Origin of the sequence: Sphingopyxis sp. NFH-91 (assembly GCF_021401285.1) — a bacterium.
GTDB lineage: Bacteria > Pseudomonadota > Alphaproteobacteria > Sphingomonadales > Sphingomonadaceae > Sphingopyxis > Sphingopyxis terrae_A.
Genome location: NZ_JACBGA010000005.1, coordinates 247,693 through 263,740 on the forward strand (window position 1 = coordinate 247,693; position 16,048 = coordinate 263,740).

A 16,048-nucleotide genomic window follows, 5' to 3' on the forward strand; every position below is an offset into this window, starting at 1 on the left:
CTCAGCCGATGGTGAACAGCGGCTGGTCATATTCGACCGGCTGGCTGTTCTCGACATGCACGGCCTTGAGCGTGCCCGAGGTAGGCGCGGTGATCGGGTTCATCACCTTCATCGCCTCGATAATCAGGATGGTATCGCCTTCCTTCACCGCCGAACCCACGCTCGCGAAATTGGGCGCGCCCGGTTCGGCAGCAAGATAGACGGTGCCGACCATCGGCGACTTCACGGCGTCGGCGAAGCTGTCGGCGGCGGGGGCAGCTATGGCGGCCGGCGCGGCGGCCGCGGGTGCGGCAGCGACGGGCGCGGCAACTGGGGCCGGCGCGAAAGCGACCGGCGCCGCGGCGGCGGTCAGCGTCCGCGCAACGCGCACCTTGCGTTCGCCGTCCTCGACCTCGATTTCGGAAAGCTGCGTGTCGTCGAGCAGTTCCGCGAGCGCGCGGACGAAGGCCGGATCGATGTTGATGCCGTGCTCTTTATGGTCACCCATGAGATATTTCCTGTTGTTGCGGCACTGTTGATCGCGTGCCTTGACCCCGTTTCTGATCGCGCCTCTTGTCAGAAGCGCGCGGCGGCGTCCAGCGCCAGCATATAGCTGTCTGCGCCGTGGCCTGCAAAATGCGCGGCCGCCGCCATGCCGATATAGCTGATATGGCGAAAGGATTCGCGCTTCATCGGGTCCGACAGATGGACCTCGATCACCGGAACGCGGATCGACTTGATCGCGTCGTGCAGCGCGACCGATGTGTGCGTATAGCCCCCGGCATTGAGCAGCACCGCCTTGGCGCTGGCGAAATGCGCTTCGTGCAGCCAGTCGATCAGCGTGCCTTCGTGGTTCGATTGGCGGCAATCGACGCGCAGACCCAGTGCCGCCGCACGCTCGGCGAGCCGCTCGTGGATGTCCTCCAGCGTGTCATGCCCATAGATTTCGGGCTCGCGCGTGCCCAGCAGGTTGAGGTTGGGGCCCGAAAGGACAAAGACGGCGGGCGTTTCGGAACACTCGTTGGACAAGGGCACGGTCTTTCGGTTGCGACGCGGGTCGCTCCCCCTATATGGGCTGCACGTCAAAAGGCAAAGCAGGCGGGACTCGTGATTTCCATCATTCTCAACGGCGATCCGCGGCAGGTGCGCGCAGGCAGCATTGCCGATCTGGTCGCGTCGCTGGGCCTCGACGTCAAGAAGGTCGCGGTCGAGCGCAATCGCGAGATCGTACCGCGCTCGACGCTCGCCGACATCGCGCTTGCCGAGGGCGATGCGCTGGAAATCGTTCATTTTGTAGGAGGCGGTTGTTGACCGACCAGTGGAGCGTTGCCGGACGGACCTTTAGCTCGCGCCTGATCGTGGGCACCGGCAAGTACAGGGATTTCGAGCAGAACGCGGCGGCAGTCGCCGCGTCGGGTGCGGAAATCGTCACCGTTGCGGTGCGGCGCGTCAATGTGTCGGACCCGACCGCGCCGATGCTGACCGATTATATCGACCCGAAGAAGATCACCTATCTTCCCAATACCGCCGGCTGCTTCAATGCCGACGACGCGATCCGCACCTTGCGGCTGGCGCGCGAGGCGGGCGGCTGGGATCTGGTGAAGCTGGAGGTGCTGGGCGAAGCGAAGACGCTCTATCCCAATATGCGCGAAACGCTGGAGGCGACCGAGGTGCTGGCCAAGGAAGGCTTTCTGCCGATGGTCTATTGCGTCGATGATCCGATCGCCGCCAAGCAGCTGGAAGATGCGGGCGCGGTTGCGATCATGCCGCTCGGCGCGCCGATCGGGTCGGGGCTGGGCATCCAGAACCGGGTGACGATCCGCCTGATCGTCGAGGGGGCGTCGGTGCCGGTGCTGGTCGATGCGGGCGTCGGGACGGCGAGCGATGCGGCGGTGGCGATGGAACTCGGCTGCGACGGCGTGCTGATGAACACCGCGATCGCCGAAGCCAAAGACCCCATCCGCATGGCGCGCGCCATGAAGCTCGCGGTCGAGGCGGGGCGCGATGCCTATCTCGCCGGCCGTATGGGCCAGCGTCGCTACGCCGATCCGTCGAGCCCGCTCGCCGGGCTCATCTGATATTGATCGAGCGCAATGCGCCGCCCGCGCGGCGCTGCCATGCCCGTGTCTCTGACAAGGAGGCATGGGCATGGGTGGCACGCGGCGCCGGATCGTCATCGTCGGGGCGGGACCGGCGGGGCTGAGTTTCGCGCGCGCGCTGGCGGATACGCCCGCCGAGATTACGCTGATCGAGCGCGCGCCGCTTGCCGCACTGGCCGAACCGCGCTTCGACGGGCGCGAGATTGCGCTGACGCATCGGTCCGAACGCGCGCTGCGCGACCTGGATGCCTGGTCGCGGATTCCGGCGGCGGACATTCACCGCCTTGACCGCGCCGAGGTGCTGAGCGGCCGGGCGCGGTTTGCGATGCGGATCGATCCGGGGGCCGGCGACGCGCGGCCGCTCGGCCATCTCGTGTCGAACCATCATTTGCGCCGGGCGCTGTTCGAAAGCGTTGCGGGACAGGCGAATATGGATCTGCGCGCGGGATGCGCGGTGGAGCGCGTTCAGGCAGGGCGCGGCGGCGTCACCGTGACCCTTGCCGATGGCGCTGTGATCGAGACCGATCTTCTGGTCGCGGCGGACTCGCGCTTTTCGGCAATACGCGACCAGCTCGGCATCGGCGTGGACGTCAGGCCGGTCGGCAAGACGATGCTCGTCGGCCGGGTAGGTCACGCGCCCTGCAAGGCGGGCGTCGCGACCGAATGGTTCGCCCGGCACCACACGCTGGCGATGCTGCCGCTGGGGGAGGGGCTTTCGTCGGCAGTCATCACCCTGATGCCCGAAGCCGCCGATGCCCTCATGGCCGAATCCGGCGAGGTAAAGGCGCGCCGGATTGCGGCGATGACGCGCGGCAGATGGGGCGCGGTCGCGTTGGCGAGTGATTTTCATGCCTATCCACTGACGACGACCTTCGCGCATCGCTTTGCGGCGCCGCGTGCGGTTCTGATCGGCGATGCGGCGGTCGGCATGCATCCGGTGACCGCCCATGGCTTCAACTTCGGGCTGGCGGGCGCGGTCCGGCTCGCGAAGCTGTTGGCGTTTGCGGATGATGTCGGCGATGCGCGCCGCCTTGCGGGCTACGCTGCCGCGCATCGTGCCGAGACCTGGCCGCTGTTTCAGGCGACGCGTGCGATCGTTGGCCTCTTCACCGACAACCGCCATCCGGCGATGGCGCTCCGCCATGCGGCGCTGCGGCTTGGCGCGCTGCCGCCGGTTCGGATGGGCCTGCGCGCGCTACTCATGCAGCAGCGGGACGCGCGTGCAGCCTAAGCCCCTCGGTCGACGCTTCGTCTCGTTTCGTCCCGCGACCAAGGAACAATGAGGGGTGGCAAGTCGTTGATTTGACGAGAGGCGCGATCGCCTCTTTGCAGCAAAGGAGACTCCCCATGGGCGAACTGACGGAAAGGGCGAAAGGCCTGACGAACGAAGCGATCGGCAACACCAAACAGGCGATCGGCAAGGCGACCGACAATGAACGCCTGCGCGCCGAAGGCGACCTTCAGGAACGCAAGGGCGAAGCCCAGAACATCAAAGGCAAGGTGCAGGGCGCGCTCGGCGACAAGGTCTGACCGACCCGCTCTGGCCACCGGCCAACAAAAAGCCCCCGGGAGCGATCCCGGGGGCTTTTTGCTGGTTCGGGAACGCGGCGTTATTTGCCGCCGGATGCGACCAGATCGACGTCGGTCATCCCGCCGTCGGTGCGCAGGAACAGGACATAGGCGAGGTCGCCTTTTGTCCCGCCCAGAATATGTTCGTTGCCGCGCACGCGGTGGTCGCTCGTATAACCCGCACGCACCGCCATCGTGTGATAATAGTCGAGAACGCCCTGGATCGAGGCGGCGGTCTGGAAATTGACGACGCGGATGTTGCATTTTCCGCCGGCCACCCCCGCCGCCTCTCGCAGCGTCGCGCGCGGATAGAGCTTGAACGCTGGCGGCAGACGGTCGGCCCACTGGTTGCCGTAGGTCAGCTTGGCGTGGCAGCTGCCCTTTTGCTGTTCACGCGCCAGCGCGCCGATGGTGACCGGGCGCTTGGCGGCGCAATCGCCGTTGCAACCTTCCTCGAACGGCAGTGCCTTGGGCGCGGTGAGCAGCTTGCCCGCAGCCTGCGCCGCCGCCGCTTCGGCCGCCGCGGCCGCCTTGCCGCTCGCCACGCCCGGAACGCCGCCGTCGACGGGCCGGTTGCCCGGCGTCGCCGCATTGCGGTTCGCCTGCCCGGCCAGCTTGGGGTCAACCATGATCTTGTCTTCGAGCGCGCCCTTCAGCGCGGGGTCTTCATTGGTCAGCCCGTCGTCGAGCGGATTGAGGTCGGCCTTTGCCTGCGGATTGTCGCGGCACCCCGCGAGCGGGGCCGCGGCCATCAGCAGGCCGGCAATCAGCCATTTTCCCCGGACGATCATTGCTAACACTCCCTTAATCTCTCACCCGGACTTGCCGGAAGCTGGTTAAGAAGATGTGAGCAAAAAGCGTTAATTGGTAAGACTTTGTTAGCCGAAAACTGTCTCGGACCGAGACGGATTCCTCGCGCAGCGGATCAGGCGAGAGGTTTCGACCGCCGCCTGACGGTGGACAACCGCCTGACGATAGACCGGATCGGTGACCATTTCCATGAAGGCGCCGCTGTTCGGATAGCGGGCGATGAACATCGCGTCCCAATGTTCATCTGCTGGGCCGATCACCATCGCCTCCATCATGCCGCTCCAAACGACACTGCCGCCGACGCGCGAAAAAACGGCGCTGCTGTCCTTGCCATAATTGGCATAGGCTTCCGCGCCGGTCAGTGCCTTGCCGGCGAGGGGGTGATCGTCCGGATAAGTCGCCCTATCCTTGAAGCGGACGAGGTTGAGCATGTGGATCGGCGTATCGCGCGGCAATGCCTTGAAAGTGTCGAACTGCGCGCGTTCGGGGTCGATGTGACGATCGCTCATGGCTGGAACTCCTTGCGTTTGCCCCGCCATGCCTCGGCGCTCTGCGTCCAGGCGTCGACGCGGGTCTGTTCGAACGGGGCGGGGAGGTGCGTCGGGCCGCTGTTGGTCGCGCCCAGCCTTTTGGCCAGCGCCTGCGAGCGGACATTGTCGGGGGCGATGCTGTGCATCAGCTCGGGCCATTTGAGGAATTCGACCGCGAAGTCGCAGGCGGCGACCGCCCCCTCGAACGCATAGCCTTTCCCGGCGAATTTGGCGCGCACGCCATAGGCAATCTCGGGCGCGGGCCAGCCGTCCGGCTCCCACGGTCCGAGCCGCCCGACCCATTCGCCGCTTGCGCGTTCGAGGACTGAAAACATCGAGAAGCCGCGGATATGCCATGCCCCCGCGAGCGTGCACCATTGGCGCCACGCCTGCGATCGGGCGCAGCTGCCACCGATGAAGGTCATCGTGTCTTCTTCGGCGCACATTTCGGCGAAAGCGTCGAAATCTTCAGTCGCGGGCGGGCGGAGGATCAGCCGCTCGGTAACGAGCAGAGGGCCGTTTAGCATCGATATTCTCCCGCAGCAGTGGCCAACGCTTCTGGGAGAAAGGAGGCTGGCGGGTAAGCTGAAACACGCACCGCGAACGCGCGATCGGCCTTGAGGGCGTCGGTTCGAACCGACGCCCTCGCCATCACAGAGTGCGGATGGAGGGGTCTCGGACCCGCACCCGGACGGTTTCTGTCAATTAGCGGCAGCGATATTTGTCGCGGTCGATCTCGCGGCCGAGGAGCGCACCGGCGCCTGCGCCGAGAACCACGCCGAGCAGCTTGTCGCCTCGGCCAGCGATTTCGTGACCGGCAAGGCCGCCGACCGCGGCACCGATCAGCAGGCCGGTGGTGCCATTGTCCTTCTTGCAGTAATATCGGCCGTCGTTACCGCGCCAGATCCGCGTGTTGGCGCCGACGCGCTGGTCGCGGCTCGCATAATAGCGACGGTCGTGATGCTTGCGCTTGTAAAAGTCAGCGGTGATTTCGCTCTTGTGCAAGCCCTGCGCCGGAACGGCGCTTGCCATGCCGGCATAGGCGGGGGCGGTCGCGACGACACTGGCGGCCGCAATTGCGCCCATCATGCCTTTGGTAAGAATAGCCATATCCTGTCCTTTCCTGGTTCGCGCCTCGACCGTTCAGGAACGAGCGCTTCACCCGAAACAACGAGAAGGGTCCGCACAGCGTTGCATGAACCTTCGGCAACAAGACGAAATGAGTGCTGTCATCGACGAACCGAAAGCACTTGTCCGCCGTCCGGCGGCGTGCGAAACATTGGAAATGCTGAACATTGCTTCGATTTTCATCGGTCTGGTCGCGCTGATTCTCGCGATCCCCGCATTCATTCCGTTTCTGGGCTGGGCGAACTGGGTCATCATCCCGATCGCCGTGGTCGGGCTCGCGCTTGGCGCGATGTCGAGCCGCACGAGCGGGCGCAATCTGAACATCGTCGTGATCGTCGTCGGCGTCGTCCGGCTGATGCTCGGCGGCGGTCTGCTCTAAGCGCGCATAGAATGTCAGCGCCCGCCGCTCCGTCGGAGAGCCAGCAGAACGGCTTGCCCTTCGCGCTCGCCGCCTATGGCATCTGGGGCTTCGTCCCGCTGTTTTTCAAGCTGCTTGCGAGCGTGCCGCCGGTCGAGGTGCTGGCGCAGCGCATCGTCTGGTCGCTGCCGCTCTGTTTCTTCATCATGGCATTCCGGCGGCAGATCGCCGACTATCTTGTCGCCTTGCGCGATTGGCGGGTGCTGCGCATGCTGTTGGCGAGCGCGCTGCTGATCGCAGTGAACTGGCTCGTTTATATCTATTCGATCTTCACCGATCATGTCCTCGCCGCCAGCCTCGGCTATTATCTCAATCCGCTCGTCAATGTGATGCTGGGAATGGTCTTCCTGGGCGAGCGCCTGTCGCGATTGCAGATGGTGGCGGTCGCGATCGCCGCCGTCGGGGTGGCGATCCTGCTCGGCGGTGCGCTCGATACGCTGTGGATCAGCCTGACGCTCGCCTTCAGTTTCGGCCTCTATGGGCTGCTGCGAAAAGTGGTGCCCGTGGGCTCGCTGCCCGGCCTCGCGATCGAAACGACGCTGCTCATGCCCTTGGCGCTCGCGGCGTCGGCCTGGTATCTGTGGATCGGCGATGGGCGCGGTTTCGGATCGGACCCGAAAATCAGCCTACTGCTGATGGCCGGGGGAATCGTCACCGCGGTGCCGCTGCTCCTCTTCGCCACCGCCGCGCGGCGGATGAGCTATGCAGCGCTCGGCTTCGTCCAGTATCTGGCGCCGACACTGCAATTCCTGCTCAGCCTGTTCGTCTTCGCCGAACCGCTGAAGCCCGTGCAACTGGCGTGCTTCCTGCTGATCTGGATCAGCATTGCGGTGTTCAGTTTCGACATGTGGCGCAAGATGCGCGCCGACAGGATGGTCGAGATCGCCTAGGGCCTATGAGATCGCCTAGGGTTTAGACGATCCGCCAGCCGAGCGTTTCTCCGGCATGGAACGGCACCACATCGCCGATCCGGTCGGGAACCACGGTCGCGCCGCGTTCGAGCGTGATCGTGCCCTGATTGAGCGGCAGGCCATAGAAGCGCGGGCCATGTTCGCTCGCAAAACCCTCGAACCGGTCGAGCGCGCCGTCTTCGTCGAACGCCGCGATATAGCTTTCGAGCGCGAAGGGGGCGTTGAAAATGCCGGCACAGCCGCACGGCGCTTCCTTGGTATGCACCGCGTGCGGCGCGCTGTCGGTGCCGAGGAAGAATTTGGGCGAGCCCGAGGTCGCGGCGGCGCGCACCGCGAGCCGGTGATGCTCGCGCTTGGCGACGGGCAGGCAATAGGCGTGCGGACGGATGCCGCCGACCAGCATCGCGTTGCGGTTGATGTGAAGATGCTGCGGCGTAATCGTCGCGGCGACATTGGCGGGCGCATCGGCGACGAACTGCGCCGCCTCCGCCGTCGTGATATGTTCGAACACGATCTTGAGTTCGGGCAGCCGCGCGACGAGCGGTGCGAGCGTGCGATCGATGAATACCGCCTCGCGGTCGAAGATATCGACGTCATGGTCGGTGACTTCGCCGTGGATCAGGAGCGGCATGCCGATATCGGCCATGCGTTCGAGCACGCCCATGATGTTCGCGACATCGGTCACGCCGTGGGCGCTGCCCGTCGTTGCATGCGCGGGGTAGAGCTTGGCGGCGGTGAACACGCCCTCGGCGTGGCCGCGCGCCATTTCCTCCGCATCGGTGCCATCGGTCAGATAGGCGACGATCAGCGGGGTAAAATCGAGCGCCGCGGGGATCGCTGCGACGATCCGCTCGCGATAGGCGCGGCCCTCGGCCACGGTCGTCACCGGCGGCGACAGATTGGGCATGACAATCGCCCGCGCGAATTGGCGTGCGGTATAGGGCGTGACATGCGCCAGCATCGCGCCATCGCGCAGATGGACGTGCCAGTCGTCGGGGCGGCGTATGGTCAGGCGATCGGTCATGGCGGGCCCTCGGGCAAATCGTGGCTTGGCTTTGGCTGCCCCGCCCCTAAATTATCGGCATGGCCAATACCACCCTCAACGACCGCGCGCTGATCCGATTGTCGGGCGATGATGTCCGCGGCTTTCTGCAAGGCCTTGTCACCAATGATGTGTCGGGCAATCTGCCGGTCTGGGCGGCGCTGCTGACCGCACAGGGCAAGGCGCTGTTCGATTTTCTGATCTGGGCCGACGAGGCGGATGTGCTGATCGATTGCGAGGCGGCGGCAGCGGACGATCTGACCCGGCGCCTGACGCTCTATCGCCTGCGCCGCGCGATTACGATCGAGCGCGAGGAGGTTTTGCGGGTTCACTGGGCGCCCGAGGGCGATCTTGGCGTCGTCGACCCGCGGCTTGCCGAATTGGGGCAGCGCTGGCTCGCTCCCGCCGACGAAGGCGGCGCGGCGGGCGTCGAGGCGGCATGGCGCGCGCACCGCCTGGCGCTCGGGCTCACCGAAGGGCGGGCCGAACTCGGCGACGGCACGACGCTGTGGCTCGAATGCAATGCCGCCGAATTGAACGGCGTCAGCTTTTCCAAGGGCTGCTACGTGGGACAGGAAAATACCGCGCGGATGAACTGGCGGCAGAAGGTCAATCGTCGACTCATAGTCGTGCCGATCGCCGAAGCCGACGAAAAGCGTCAGGTCATTGCCTATCCCGAACTCGGCTGGTCGGTGGAGCATCGGCGCGTCGAGGGCATTGATCCGGCGAAAGCACCCGCCTGGATGCACAGCGCCCTTCTTTCGCCCGGTTCATGACCGGTGCAGCGCGGGCGGGGTAGAGGGGAATGATGATCGCGCCGCTCGCCCTGCTTGCTCCCGCCGCGCTGGCCGCCGCCGGTCCGGCCTCCTGCCCGGACGATCATGCGCGCACGATGACGCTGGCCGAAGCCGCTGCGGCGGAGCCGGGGCTTTGCGTGCAGCTCGAGGCCATCGCGTGGAACGGCCGCCTCTACGCCGATGTGGGCGCCATCTATGCCGGGGCGTCGATCGCCTATCGCGGCGACGTACCGGGCCGCCCTATGCGCGGCGGGCCCGCGCGGATGGTCTTCGACCCGGCCTCGCGCGAATTTGTCGATGCGGGAAATTCCGGTGCGCCGCGTGCGTCGATGCCCCAATGGCTGCACCTGACCGCGCTGACGGCGCGCTGCACGGGCGTGCAATGCGCGGCCGAAGCGGCGCCGACGCTCGACATCGTGGGGGCGGACAGGGTTCGTGACCGGCCGGTGGAACGGCGACTGCGCGCCGACGTCGCGCCGGCTGCATGGAAGCTTCGCCCGCTTGCTGCGGATTCGCCGTGGACGGCGCGCTTTTCCGCGGCGGCCGATGCGCTGTTTCCCGCGTTGCGCTCGGGCGATCCGAAGCAATGGGTGCCGTTGCTTGGCGGGCGCTGGCTGGCCGCCGCCGACCGCGCGCGGGTCGAGCGCCTGCTCGGCGCGCAGGCAAGCCCCTTTGCATCGGCGTTGCGCGCTCCGGCGAAGCTGCAGCGCGTGATTTTGGGTTGGGACGCGGCCACGCTCGATGCGGGCGAACGGGCGCTGGTCGATGCGGGACAGGAGGCCGAGGCGATCGTGTGCTGGTCCGATCGTGTCGATGCCGAACGCCTGTGGCCGATCGCCGCCTTCGATGCCGACAACCGGCCGGGACGCCCCTATGCCTGCGCGCGGATCGCCTACAGCATCCGCGGCGGGGAGCCGCAATGGCGCGCCTTCATCGATCAGGCGGAAGGCGGTCTTGCCGAACCACAAAATCGCGGCGCCATTTAACCATTCTCCAACCCCGATTTGCGAATAAACCGGGCATGGTGAGGCGTTTCATTACCCTGGTAGCCGGGATCGCGGGCATATCGATCGGCATGGCGAGCATCGCCGGCCGGCAGGTCGCCGATGTGCCCGAAGCGCCTGTGGATCCTTATGCCGGCGAGAGCAACTGGACGACCGGCGCGCGCGATAAGGCCGCCGTGACTGCCAGCGACGCCGCCTCGCGGCCCAGCGAAGTCCGGATCCGGCGGGCATCCGATTCGCACTTCTATGCGGACACCCGTGTCCAGGGCAGGCAGGTTCGCATGCTGGTCGACAGCGGCGCATCGCTCGTCGCGCTGACGCGGAACGATGCCGAGGCGATCGGCATCGATGTCGACCGTCTGCCGATCGGCGGCACCGCCCAGACCGCGGGTGGCACGGTGCCGATGCGGACGGTCCTTCTCGACAGTGTCGAGGTCGACGGCATCACGATCCGCAATGTCGAGGCGGCAGTGGTCGATGCCAACATGGGGGTGTCGCTGCTCGGCCAAAGCTATCTTGCAAAGCTCGCTGCGGTGAATGTCGAAGGCGACACAATGACGCTGCGCTAGGACGCCAAGCCAGTCGCCGGGTATTCGCCGTCGGCTTAAAGTACGACGGACGCGCCATCCGAATGGCGCGCCCGTCGCCGGGAATCAGTCGAACAATTCTTCCAGGAATGACTTGCGCCGCTTGGGGTAGCCGCGGCGATAGTCGTTGCCATGGCCGTAAGCTGGCGGCGGCGTGGCCTGCGGCGCTGCCGGGCGGGGCGCGGCTTCGGCAGCGCTCCGTTCGATGATCTTGTCGAGTTCGCCGCGATCGAGCCATACCCCGCGGCATTGCGGGCAATAGTCGATTTCAACGCCTTGCCGGTCGCTCATCGCGAGCGGAACCTTGCAGATGGGGCAGGGCATATTGTGGGCAGATGTCATGGTCACCTCGTGGAAAGATTTCGATCCATCGAGGATGCGCGGAGAGCGAAGGCCATGGCCGATCACGCACCGAGCACGCTCGATGCGGTCCGACATCACGATCCTGGGATCGCCAGAGGGGCCCGGCCCGCACCGGATAAATGGGGACTGTCCGGGAACCTTCAAGTCCTGACGCAGCGGCATCGGTCGCGGGCGGTTCTTCTTCAGGGCTCGCGCCTGCTTGCCATTTGCGCGGCATTTCCCCACATCTGCGAGCATGAACGCTCCCAACCCGCCGCTCAGGGCCGCCATCATCCCGGTCACCGCCTTTCAGCAGAATTGCACTCTCCTGTGGTGCACCGAAACCAACAAGGCGGCGCTCGTCGATCCCGGCGGCGACCTGCCCAAGCTGCGCGAGGCGATCCGGCAGACGGGGGTGGAGGTCGAAAAGATTCTCGTCACCCACGGTCATATGGATCATTGCGGGCAGGCGGGGGTGCTCGCCCGGGAATTGGGCGTGCCGGTCGAAGGGCCGCACGAGGACGATCGTTTCTGGATCGAGCGGCTGGGCGAGGATGGCGCGCGCTTCGGCATGACGGGCGAGGTGTTCGAGCCCGACCGCTGGCTGGTCGATGGCGATACGGTGAAGGTCGGCAATCTGACGATCGACGTCATCCATTGCCCCGGTCACACCCCCGGCCACGTTGTTTTCTATCATGGCCCCTCGAAGCTCGCGATCGTCGGCGACGTGCTATTCCAGGGGTCGATCGGCCGCACCGATTTTCCGCGCGGCGATCACCAGCAACTGATCGATTCGATCACCGGCAAGCTGTGGCCGCTCGGCGACGATACCATCTTCCTGCCCGGCCATGGTCCGCACAGCAGCTTTGCGCAGGAGCGGCGCACCAATCCCTATGTCGCCGACGGCGTTGTGGGCGGCTGAAGCGGCCGCCCTGCTTGCGTCATTCTATTGCGGCTGGATGGCGACGGTTTCGGTGACTTCGGTGCTGACGAATTTCGTCGGGGTCAGATAGACCGACAGCAGCGCGGCGATCGCAAGCCCGAGCAGGGTCAGCATGGTGATAACGGTGCCCACCATGCGGCCCCACATCATGCCGTCCATGCCGACCGCGTGCAGGATGCGCCCGACGAGATAGAGCGCGCCCACCGCCCACAGCCAGATCGACGAGCCGATCCCCAGTTCGATCAGCGCAAGCAGGATCAGGACGAAGGGCGTATTCTCGACATAATTGGCCTGCGCGCGCATGCGGCGAATCAGCCTGTCGTTGCCGCCGTCGCCGATCGAGACTTTTTCCTGTCCACGCACGCGCCCGACCCGGGTCGCGAGCCAGAGATTGAGCAGGGCGGCGCCCGCGGCGATGGTCAGGCTGATCGGCAACATGAACATGAAATTCCCCCTCTTGTTATCGGCCGGCGCTCGTGCTGGCGCGACCGGGTGCAGATGTGGCACCGGCGCGCGTCCGCGGCAAGGGGCGACGGGGAAGGAGCATCCGCCCGTACTCCGACGCGCGGCGAGGGGGTTGCCTTTGCGGGCAAAAACGCTATAGCCGCGCCCGATCCGGCACCCGACACCATCAGGCGTTGAGGCACCTTCCGGCGGAAGATTATACTGCAGTTCCAAGGCAGTTATGGTTTTCGGCGCGGCGGGCGGGCCAGTCATTCCCCGGCATCGGGGGGTGACAACACCGGGTTTGCCGATTCGTATAAACATTTGAGAATGCAGGATATAAGATGGCCGTCCCCAAGCGAAAAACCTCGCCCTCGAAGCGCGGCATGCGTCGCAGCCACGACAGCCTGAAGGTCGAGGCCTATCAGGAATGCCCGAACTGCGGCGAACTGAAGCGTCCGCACAACCTTTGCAACGCCTGCGGCCATTATAACGGCCGCGAAGTGGTTTCGGCTGGCGCCTAAGCATTAGCCGGAGGGCGTTGGTATGAGCCTTACACCGCGAATCGCGATCGATGCGATGGGCGGTGACGTCGGCGTGCGCGTGATGCTCGCCGGCGCGGCCATGGCGCGCCACCGGCACGACGGCCTGCGGTTTCTGCTCGTCGGCGACGAGCAGCAGATCAAGGCTGCGCTCGACAATCACCCCAATCTGCGCGCCGCGTCGGACATCATCCACACCGACAAGGTCGTGTCCGGCGAGGACAAGCCCAGCCAGGCGCTACGGAGCGGCCGCGGCAGCTCGATGGGGCTCGCCATCGATGCGGTGAAGCGCGGCGATGCCGGCGGCGCCGTTTCGGCGGGCAACACCGGCGCGCTGATGGCGATGTCGAAGCTGGCGCTGCGCACTATGCCCGGCATCGACCGGCCGGCGCTCGCGGCGCTGCTGCCATCGCTCGGCGACAATGACGTCGTCATGCTCGATCTCGGCGCGAACACCGACTGCGACGCCAACAACCTCGTCCAGTTCGCGGTCATGGGCGCTGCCTATGCGCGCACCGCGATGGGGCTGGAGCGTCCGCGCGTCGCGCTGCTCAATATCGGCACCGAAGAGCTCAAGGGCACCGACGAAATTCGCGACGCCGCCGCGATCCTGCGCGATGCTACGGGGCTGCCGATGGAGTTCGCGGGTTTCATCGAGGGCGACAAGCTGTCGCGCGGCAATGTCGACGTCGTCGTCCACGACGGTTTTTCGGGCAATATCGCGCTCAAGACGATCGAAGGCACCGCGCGGTTCGTGACCGATCTGCTGCGGCGCGCCTTCACCTCGTCGGTGCGGTCGAAGATCGGTTTCCTGATCTCGCGGCCGGCGACCGAACTGCTGCGCCACCATCTCGACCCCAATAATCACAATGGCGCGGTATTCCTCGGCCTCAACGGCGTGGTACTCAAGAGCCACGGCAGCGCCGATGCAAAGGGCGTCGCGAACGCGGTGCATCTGTGCGCCGAACTCGTCGAAAAGGACATTACACGCCAGGTGACCGAGGATCTTGCCAATTTCCGCAGCGACGCCGCGGCATGACCCGGCGCGCTGTCCTCGCCGGCACCGGCTCGGCGCTCCCGCGCACCCGCGTTTCCAACGCCGAACTGGCCGAACGCGTCGATACCAGCGACGAATGGATCGTCGAACGCACCGGTATCCGCTTTCGCCATATCGCCGAACCCGATGAAACGACAGCGACGCTGGGCGCCGATGCGGCGCGCGAGGCGCTGAAGGCGGCGGGTTTGTCGCCTGCGGACATCGGCCTGCTCATTGTCGCGACCGCGACGCCCGACAACACCTTCCCCGCCACCGCCACCAAGGTCCAGGCGCTCCTCGGCGCGCCAGACTGCATCGCGTTCGACGTGGCGGCGGTCTGTTCGGGCTTTCTCTATGCCGTCTCGGTCGCCGATTCGATGCTGCGCACCGGTGCGGCCGAACATGCGCTGGTGATCGGCAGCGAAACCTTCAGTCGCATCCTCGACTGGGAGGACCGCACGACCTGCGTCCTGTTTGGCGACGGTGCGGGGGCGGTGATCTTGTCGGCAAAGGACGTGGCGGACGACCGGGGCATCCTCGCGACGCGGCTGCACGCCGAGGGGCAATATTGCGACATGCTCTATGTCGATGGCGGTCCCTCGACCACCGGCACCGTTGGCCATGTCCGGATGCAGGGCCGCGAAGTGTTCCGCCATGCCGTCACCAATCTTGCCAGTGTGCTGGGCGAGGTGCTGGCCGACGTCGGGCTGAAGGCGGGGGATATCGACTGGGTCGTTCCGCATCAGGCGAACAAGCGCATCATCGACGCAACCGCGAAAAAGCTGGGCCTGCCCGCCGACCGAGTCGTGCTGACGGTCGATCAGCATGCGAATACGTCGGCGGCGTCGGTCCCGCTGGCGCTCGATCTTGCGGTACGCGACGGGCGCATCAAGCGCGGCGATCTGGTCGTGCTGGAGGCGATGGGCGGCGGCTTTACCTGGGGTGCGGCGGTCCTGCGCGTCTAGTTTTTGCAGTCCACGAACGGGCGTTCGACGCTCGTCGCATCAACTCCACGCTCCATCCGTTTAAGTTTGGCGGATTAATTCGCTTTTGTTACATATAATCTTGGGACTCGCGACGGTGGGGGCTGTCTGGGTTCCTCTTGTGCATCCGCTTCAGGAGGGGAGGGGTCAATTATGACAGCAGGAACGCTTACTCGCGCCGACATTGCCGCGCGCATCAATCAGCAAGTCGGCCTGTCGCGAAACGAATCGGCGACGATCGTCGAATCGATTCTCGCGCATATGTCGGACGCGCTGGCCGCGGGCCAGAATGTGAAGATTTCGGGCTTTGGCACCTTTGTGCTGCGCGACAAGGCCGAACGCGTCGGCCGCAATCCCAAGACGGGGATCGAGGTTCCGATCCTCCCGCGCCGGGTGATGACCTTTCGCGCCAGCCAGGCGATGCGCGCCCGCGTTGCGGGCAAATAAGCCGGTCGTATCCGATGGGCGATCACGATAGCCGCAACGGGGACGGCAAGGCGGTCGGAGCGATGCTTGCCATTGGCGAGCTCGCGGACCGCATCGGGGTGCCGACCCACGTCCTGCGCTACTGGGAAACGCGCTTTCCGCAGCTTCGGCCGCTCCAGCGGTCGGGCCGTCGGCGCTATTACCGGCCCGATGATATTGCGCTGGCGGAGCGCATCCATCACCTGCTTCACGTCAAGGGCTATACGGTCGATGGCGCCCGCAAGGCGCTGTCGTCGGAACCCGACGGCGCTGCCGCGACACCCCGCGATGTCCCGGTCGCGCGGGCGACGCACAGCGAAGCGAAGGGCATTCCGGTGGCGGCGCTGGTGGCACTGCGGGAGCGGCTGGCGGCTGCACTGCGCTGAGCCAGCCAAGCCCCATCTGAACGACCCGCGGCC

The 16,048-nt window shown here is 65.9% G+C and carries 24 protein-coding genes; 15 read left to right on the top strand and 9 right to left on the bottom strand.

Going from position 1 to position 16,048, the window contains the following annotated elements; translation table 11 throughout:
- Position 1: 1 nt before the first annotated feature.
- Both accB and L0963_RS12995 read right to left on the bottom strand, forming a co-directional pair.
- Positions 2-487 carry an acetyl-CoA carboxylase biotin carboxyl carrier protein gene (gene accB, locus L0963_RS12990; protein WP_186402305.1) on the bottom strand — a complete coding sequence of 162 codons (486 nt, stop codon included), beginning with the start codon at positions 485-487 and terminating at the stop codon, positions 2-4.
- 68 nt (positions 488-555) lie between these two features.
- Positions 556-1,008, bottom strand: coding sequence for a type II 3-dehydroquinate dehydratase (locus L0963_RS12995; protein ID WP_062902761.1), 453 nt, complete (start codon positions 1,006-1,008; stop codon positions 556-558).
- A 78-nt stretch (positions 1,009-1,086) separates the two neighbouring features.
- Between L0963_RS12995 and thiS the strand changes: the two genes are divergently transcribed.
- The 4 genes from thiS (at position 1,087) to L0963_RS13015 (ending at position 3,608) form a co-directional block, all read left to right on the top strand.
- Entirely contained in the window at positions 1,087-1,290 is a 204-nt protein-coding gene (gene thiS / locus L0963_RS19830) for a sulfur carrier protein ThiS (RefSeq protein ID WP_234179906.1), read from the top strand.
- On the top strand, positions 1,287-2,057 hold the full coding sequence (locus tag L0963_RS13005; RefSeq protein ID WP_234179908.1) for a thiazole synthase: 771 nt from the start codon (positions 1,287-1,289) through the stop codon (positions 2,055-2,057). Before thiS ends, L0963_RS13005 begins: the two co-directional genes overlap by 4 nt.
- A 70-nt stretch (positions 2,058-2,127) precedes the next feature.
- A complete protein-coding gene (gene ubiM / locus L0963_RS13010; protein WP_234179910.1) occupies positions 2,128-3,309 on the top strand; it encodes a 5-demethoxyubiquinol-8 5-hydroxylase UbiM in 1,182 nt (393 codons plus the stop codon).
- Positions 3,310-3,425: 116 nt separating this feature from the next.
- Positions 3,426-3,608 carry a CsbD family protein gene (locus L0963_RS13015; protein ID WP_234179912.1) on the top strand — a complete coding sequence of 61 codons (183 nt, stop codon included), beginning with the start codon at positions 3,426-3,428 and terminating at the stop codon, positions 3,606-3,608.
- Between the two features lie 80 nt (positions 3,609-3,688).
- Here L0963_RS13015 and L0963_RS13020 read toward each other — a convergent pair whose 3' ends face one another.
- The 4 genes from L0963_RS13020 to L0963_RS13035 all read right to left on the bottom strand — a co-directional run bounded on the left by L0963_RS13020 (position 3,689) and on the right by L0963_RS13035 (position 6,097).
- Entirely contained in the window at positions 3,689-4,438 is a 750-nt protein-coding gene (locus tag L0963_RS13020) for a hypothetical protein (RefSeq protein WP_234179913.1), read from the bottom strand.
- 87 nt (positions 4,439-4,525) lie between these two features.
- Positions 4,526-4,966: a DUF1330 domain-containing protein gene (locus L0963_RS13025; protein ID WP_062902755.1), complete on the bottom strand. Its 441-nt coding sequence runs from the start codon at positions 4,964-4,966 to the stop codon at positions 4,526-4,528.
- Entirely contained in the window at positions 4,963-5,514 is a 552-nt protein-coding gene (locus L0963_RS13030; protein ID WP_062902754.1) for a GNAT family N-acetyltransferase, read from the bottom strand. Before L0963_RS13030 ends, L0963_RS13025 begins: the two co-directional genes overlap by 4 nt.
- A gap of 178 nt (positions 5,515-5,692) precedes the next feature.
- Positions 5,693-6,097, bottom strand: coding sequence for a glycine zipper 2TM domain-containing protein (locus L0963_RS13035; RefSeq protein ID WP_062902753.1), 405 nt, complete (start codon positions 6,095-6,097; stop codon positions 5,693-5,695).
- 109 nt (positions 6,098-6,206) lie between these two features.
- On the opposite strand from L0963_RS13035, the gene L0963_RS13040 reads away from it, so the two are divergent.
- Positions 6,207-6,494: a hypothetical protein gene (locus L0963_RS13040; protein WP_326490189.1), complete on the top strand. Its 288-nt coding sequence runs from the start codon at positions 6,207-6,209 to the stop codon at positions 6,492-6,494.
- Between the two features lie 11 nt (positions 6,495-6,505).
- Positions 6,506-7,423 (top strand): EamA family transporter RarD, encoded by a 918-nt coding sequence (gene rarD / locus L0963_RS13045; RefSeq protein ID WP_062902752.1) that lies wholly within the window; start codon positions 6,506-6,508, stop codon positions 7,421-7,423.
- A gap of 22 nt (positions 7,424-7,445) precedes the next feature.
- Here the strand turns inward: rarD and pyrC are convergent, their stop codons facing one another.
- Entirely contained in the window at positions 7,446-8,468 is a 1,023-nt protein-coding gene (gene pyrC / locus L0963_RS13050) for a dihydroorotase (RefSeq protein ID WP_186402300.1), read from the bottom strand.
- A 59-nt stretch (positions 8,469-8,527) separates the two neighbouring features.
- On the opposite strand from pyrC, the gene ygfZ reads away from it, so the two are divergent.
- From ygfZ to L0963_RS13065, 3 genes are read left to right on the top strand one after another with little or no spacing between them, the layout of a single operon-like run.
- Positions 8,528-9,262, top strand: a complete 735-nt coding sequence (gene ygfZ / locus L0963_RS13055; protein ID WP_217372400.1) for a CAF17-like 4Fe-4S cluster assembly/insertion protein YgfZ — start codon at positions 8,528-8,530, stop codon at positions 9,260-9,262.
- A 29-nt stretch (positions 9,263-9,291) separates the two neighbouring features.
- Positions 9,292-10,269, top strand: a complete 978-nt coding sequence (locus L0963_RS13060; protein ID WP_234179915.1) for a hypothetical protein — start codon at positions 9,292-9,294, stop codon at positions 10,267-10,269.
- Positions 10,270-10,304: 35 nt separating this feature from the next.
- Positions 10,305-10,856 carry a retropepsin-like aspartic protease family protein gene (locus L0963_RS13065; RefSeq protein WP_062902748.1) on the top strand — a complete coding sequence of 184 codons (552 nt, stop codon included), beginning with the start codon at positions 10,305-10,307 and terminating at the stop codon, positions 10,854-10,856.
- Between the two features lie 84 nt (positions 10,857-10,940).
- Here the strand turns inward: L0963_RS13065 and L0963_RS13070 are convergent, their stop codons facing one another.
- A complete protein-coding gene (locus L0963_RS13070; protein WP_062903246.1) occupies positions 10,941-11,216 on the bottom strand; it encodes a TFIIB-type zinc ribbon-containing protein in 276 nt (91 codons plus the stop codon).
- Positions 11,217-11,472: 256 nt separating this feature from the next.
- Here L0963_RS13070 and L0963_RS13075 point away from each other — a divergent pair, with 256 nt between their 5' ends.
- Positions 11,473-12,138 (top strand): MBL fold metallo-hydrolase, encoded by a 666-nt coding sequence (locus L0963_RS13075; RefSeq protein WP_186402297.1) that lies wholly within the window; start codon positions 11,473-11,475, stop codon positions 12,136-12,138.
- A gap of 24 nt (positions 12,139-12,162) precedes the next feature.
- On the opposite strand, the gene L0963_RS13080 is transcribed toward L0963_RS13075, so the two are convergent.
- The gene (locus L0963_RS13080) at positions 12,163-12,603 is read right to left on the bottom strand and encodes an MAPEG family protein (RefSeq protein ID WP_186402296.1); all 441 of its coding nucleotides are present in this window, start codon (positions 12,601-12,603) and stop codon (positions 12,163-12,165) included.
- Positions 12,604-12,947: 344 nt separating this feature from the next.
- Here L0963_RS13080 and rpmF point away from each other — a divergent pair, with 344 nt between their 5' ends.
- The 5 genes from rpmF to L0963_RS13105 all read left to right on the top strand — a co-directional run bounded on the left by rpmF (position 12,948) and on the right by L0963_RS13105 (position 16,015).
- Positions 12,948-13,127, top strand: coding sequence for a 50S ribosomal protein L32 (rpmF, locus tag L0963_RS13085; protein ID WP_003047695.1), 180 nt, complete (start codon positions 12,948-12,950; stop codon positions 13,125-13,127).
- A gap of 22 nt (positions 13,128-13,149) precedes the next feature.
- Positions 13,150-14,184 carry a phosphate acyltransferase PlsX gene (gene plsX / locus L0963_RS13090; RefSeq protein WP_003047692.1) on the top strand — a complete coding sequence of 345 codons (1,035 nt, stop codon included), beginning with the start codon at positions 13,150-13,152 and terminating at the stop codon, positions 14,182-14,184.
- Positions 14,181-15,146 (top strand): beta-ketoacyl-ACP synthase III, encoded by a 966-nt coding sequence (locus tag L0963_RS13095; protein WP_234179918.1) that lies wholly within the window; start codon positions 14,181-14,183, stop codon positions 15,144-15,146. Before plsX ends, L0963_RS13095 begins: the two co-directional genes overlap by 4 nt.
- Before the next feature lie 171 nt (positions 15,147-15,317).
- Entirely contained in the window at positions 15,318-15,611 is a 294-nt protein-coding gene (locus tag L0963_RS13100; protein ID WP_003047685.1) for an integration host factor subunit alpha, read from the top strand.
- Positions 15,612-15,625: 14 nt separating this feature from the next.
- Positions 15,626-16,015, top strand: coding sequence for a MerR family transcriptional regulator (locus L0963_RS13105; protein WP_186402295.1), 390 nt, complete (start codon positions 15,626-15,628; stop codon positions 16,013-16,015).
- The last annotated feature ends 33 nt before the right edge of the window (positions 16,016-16,048 follow it).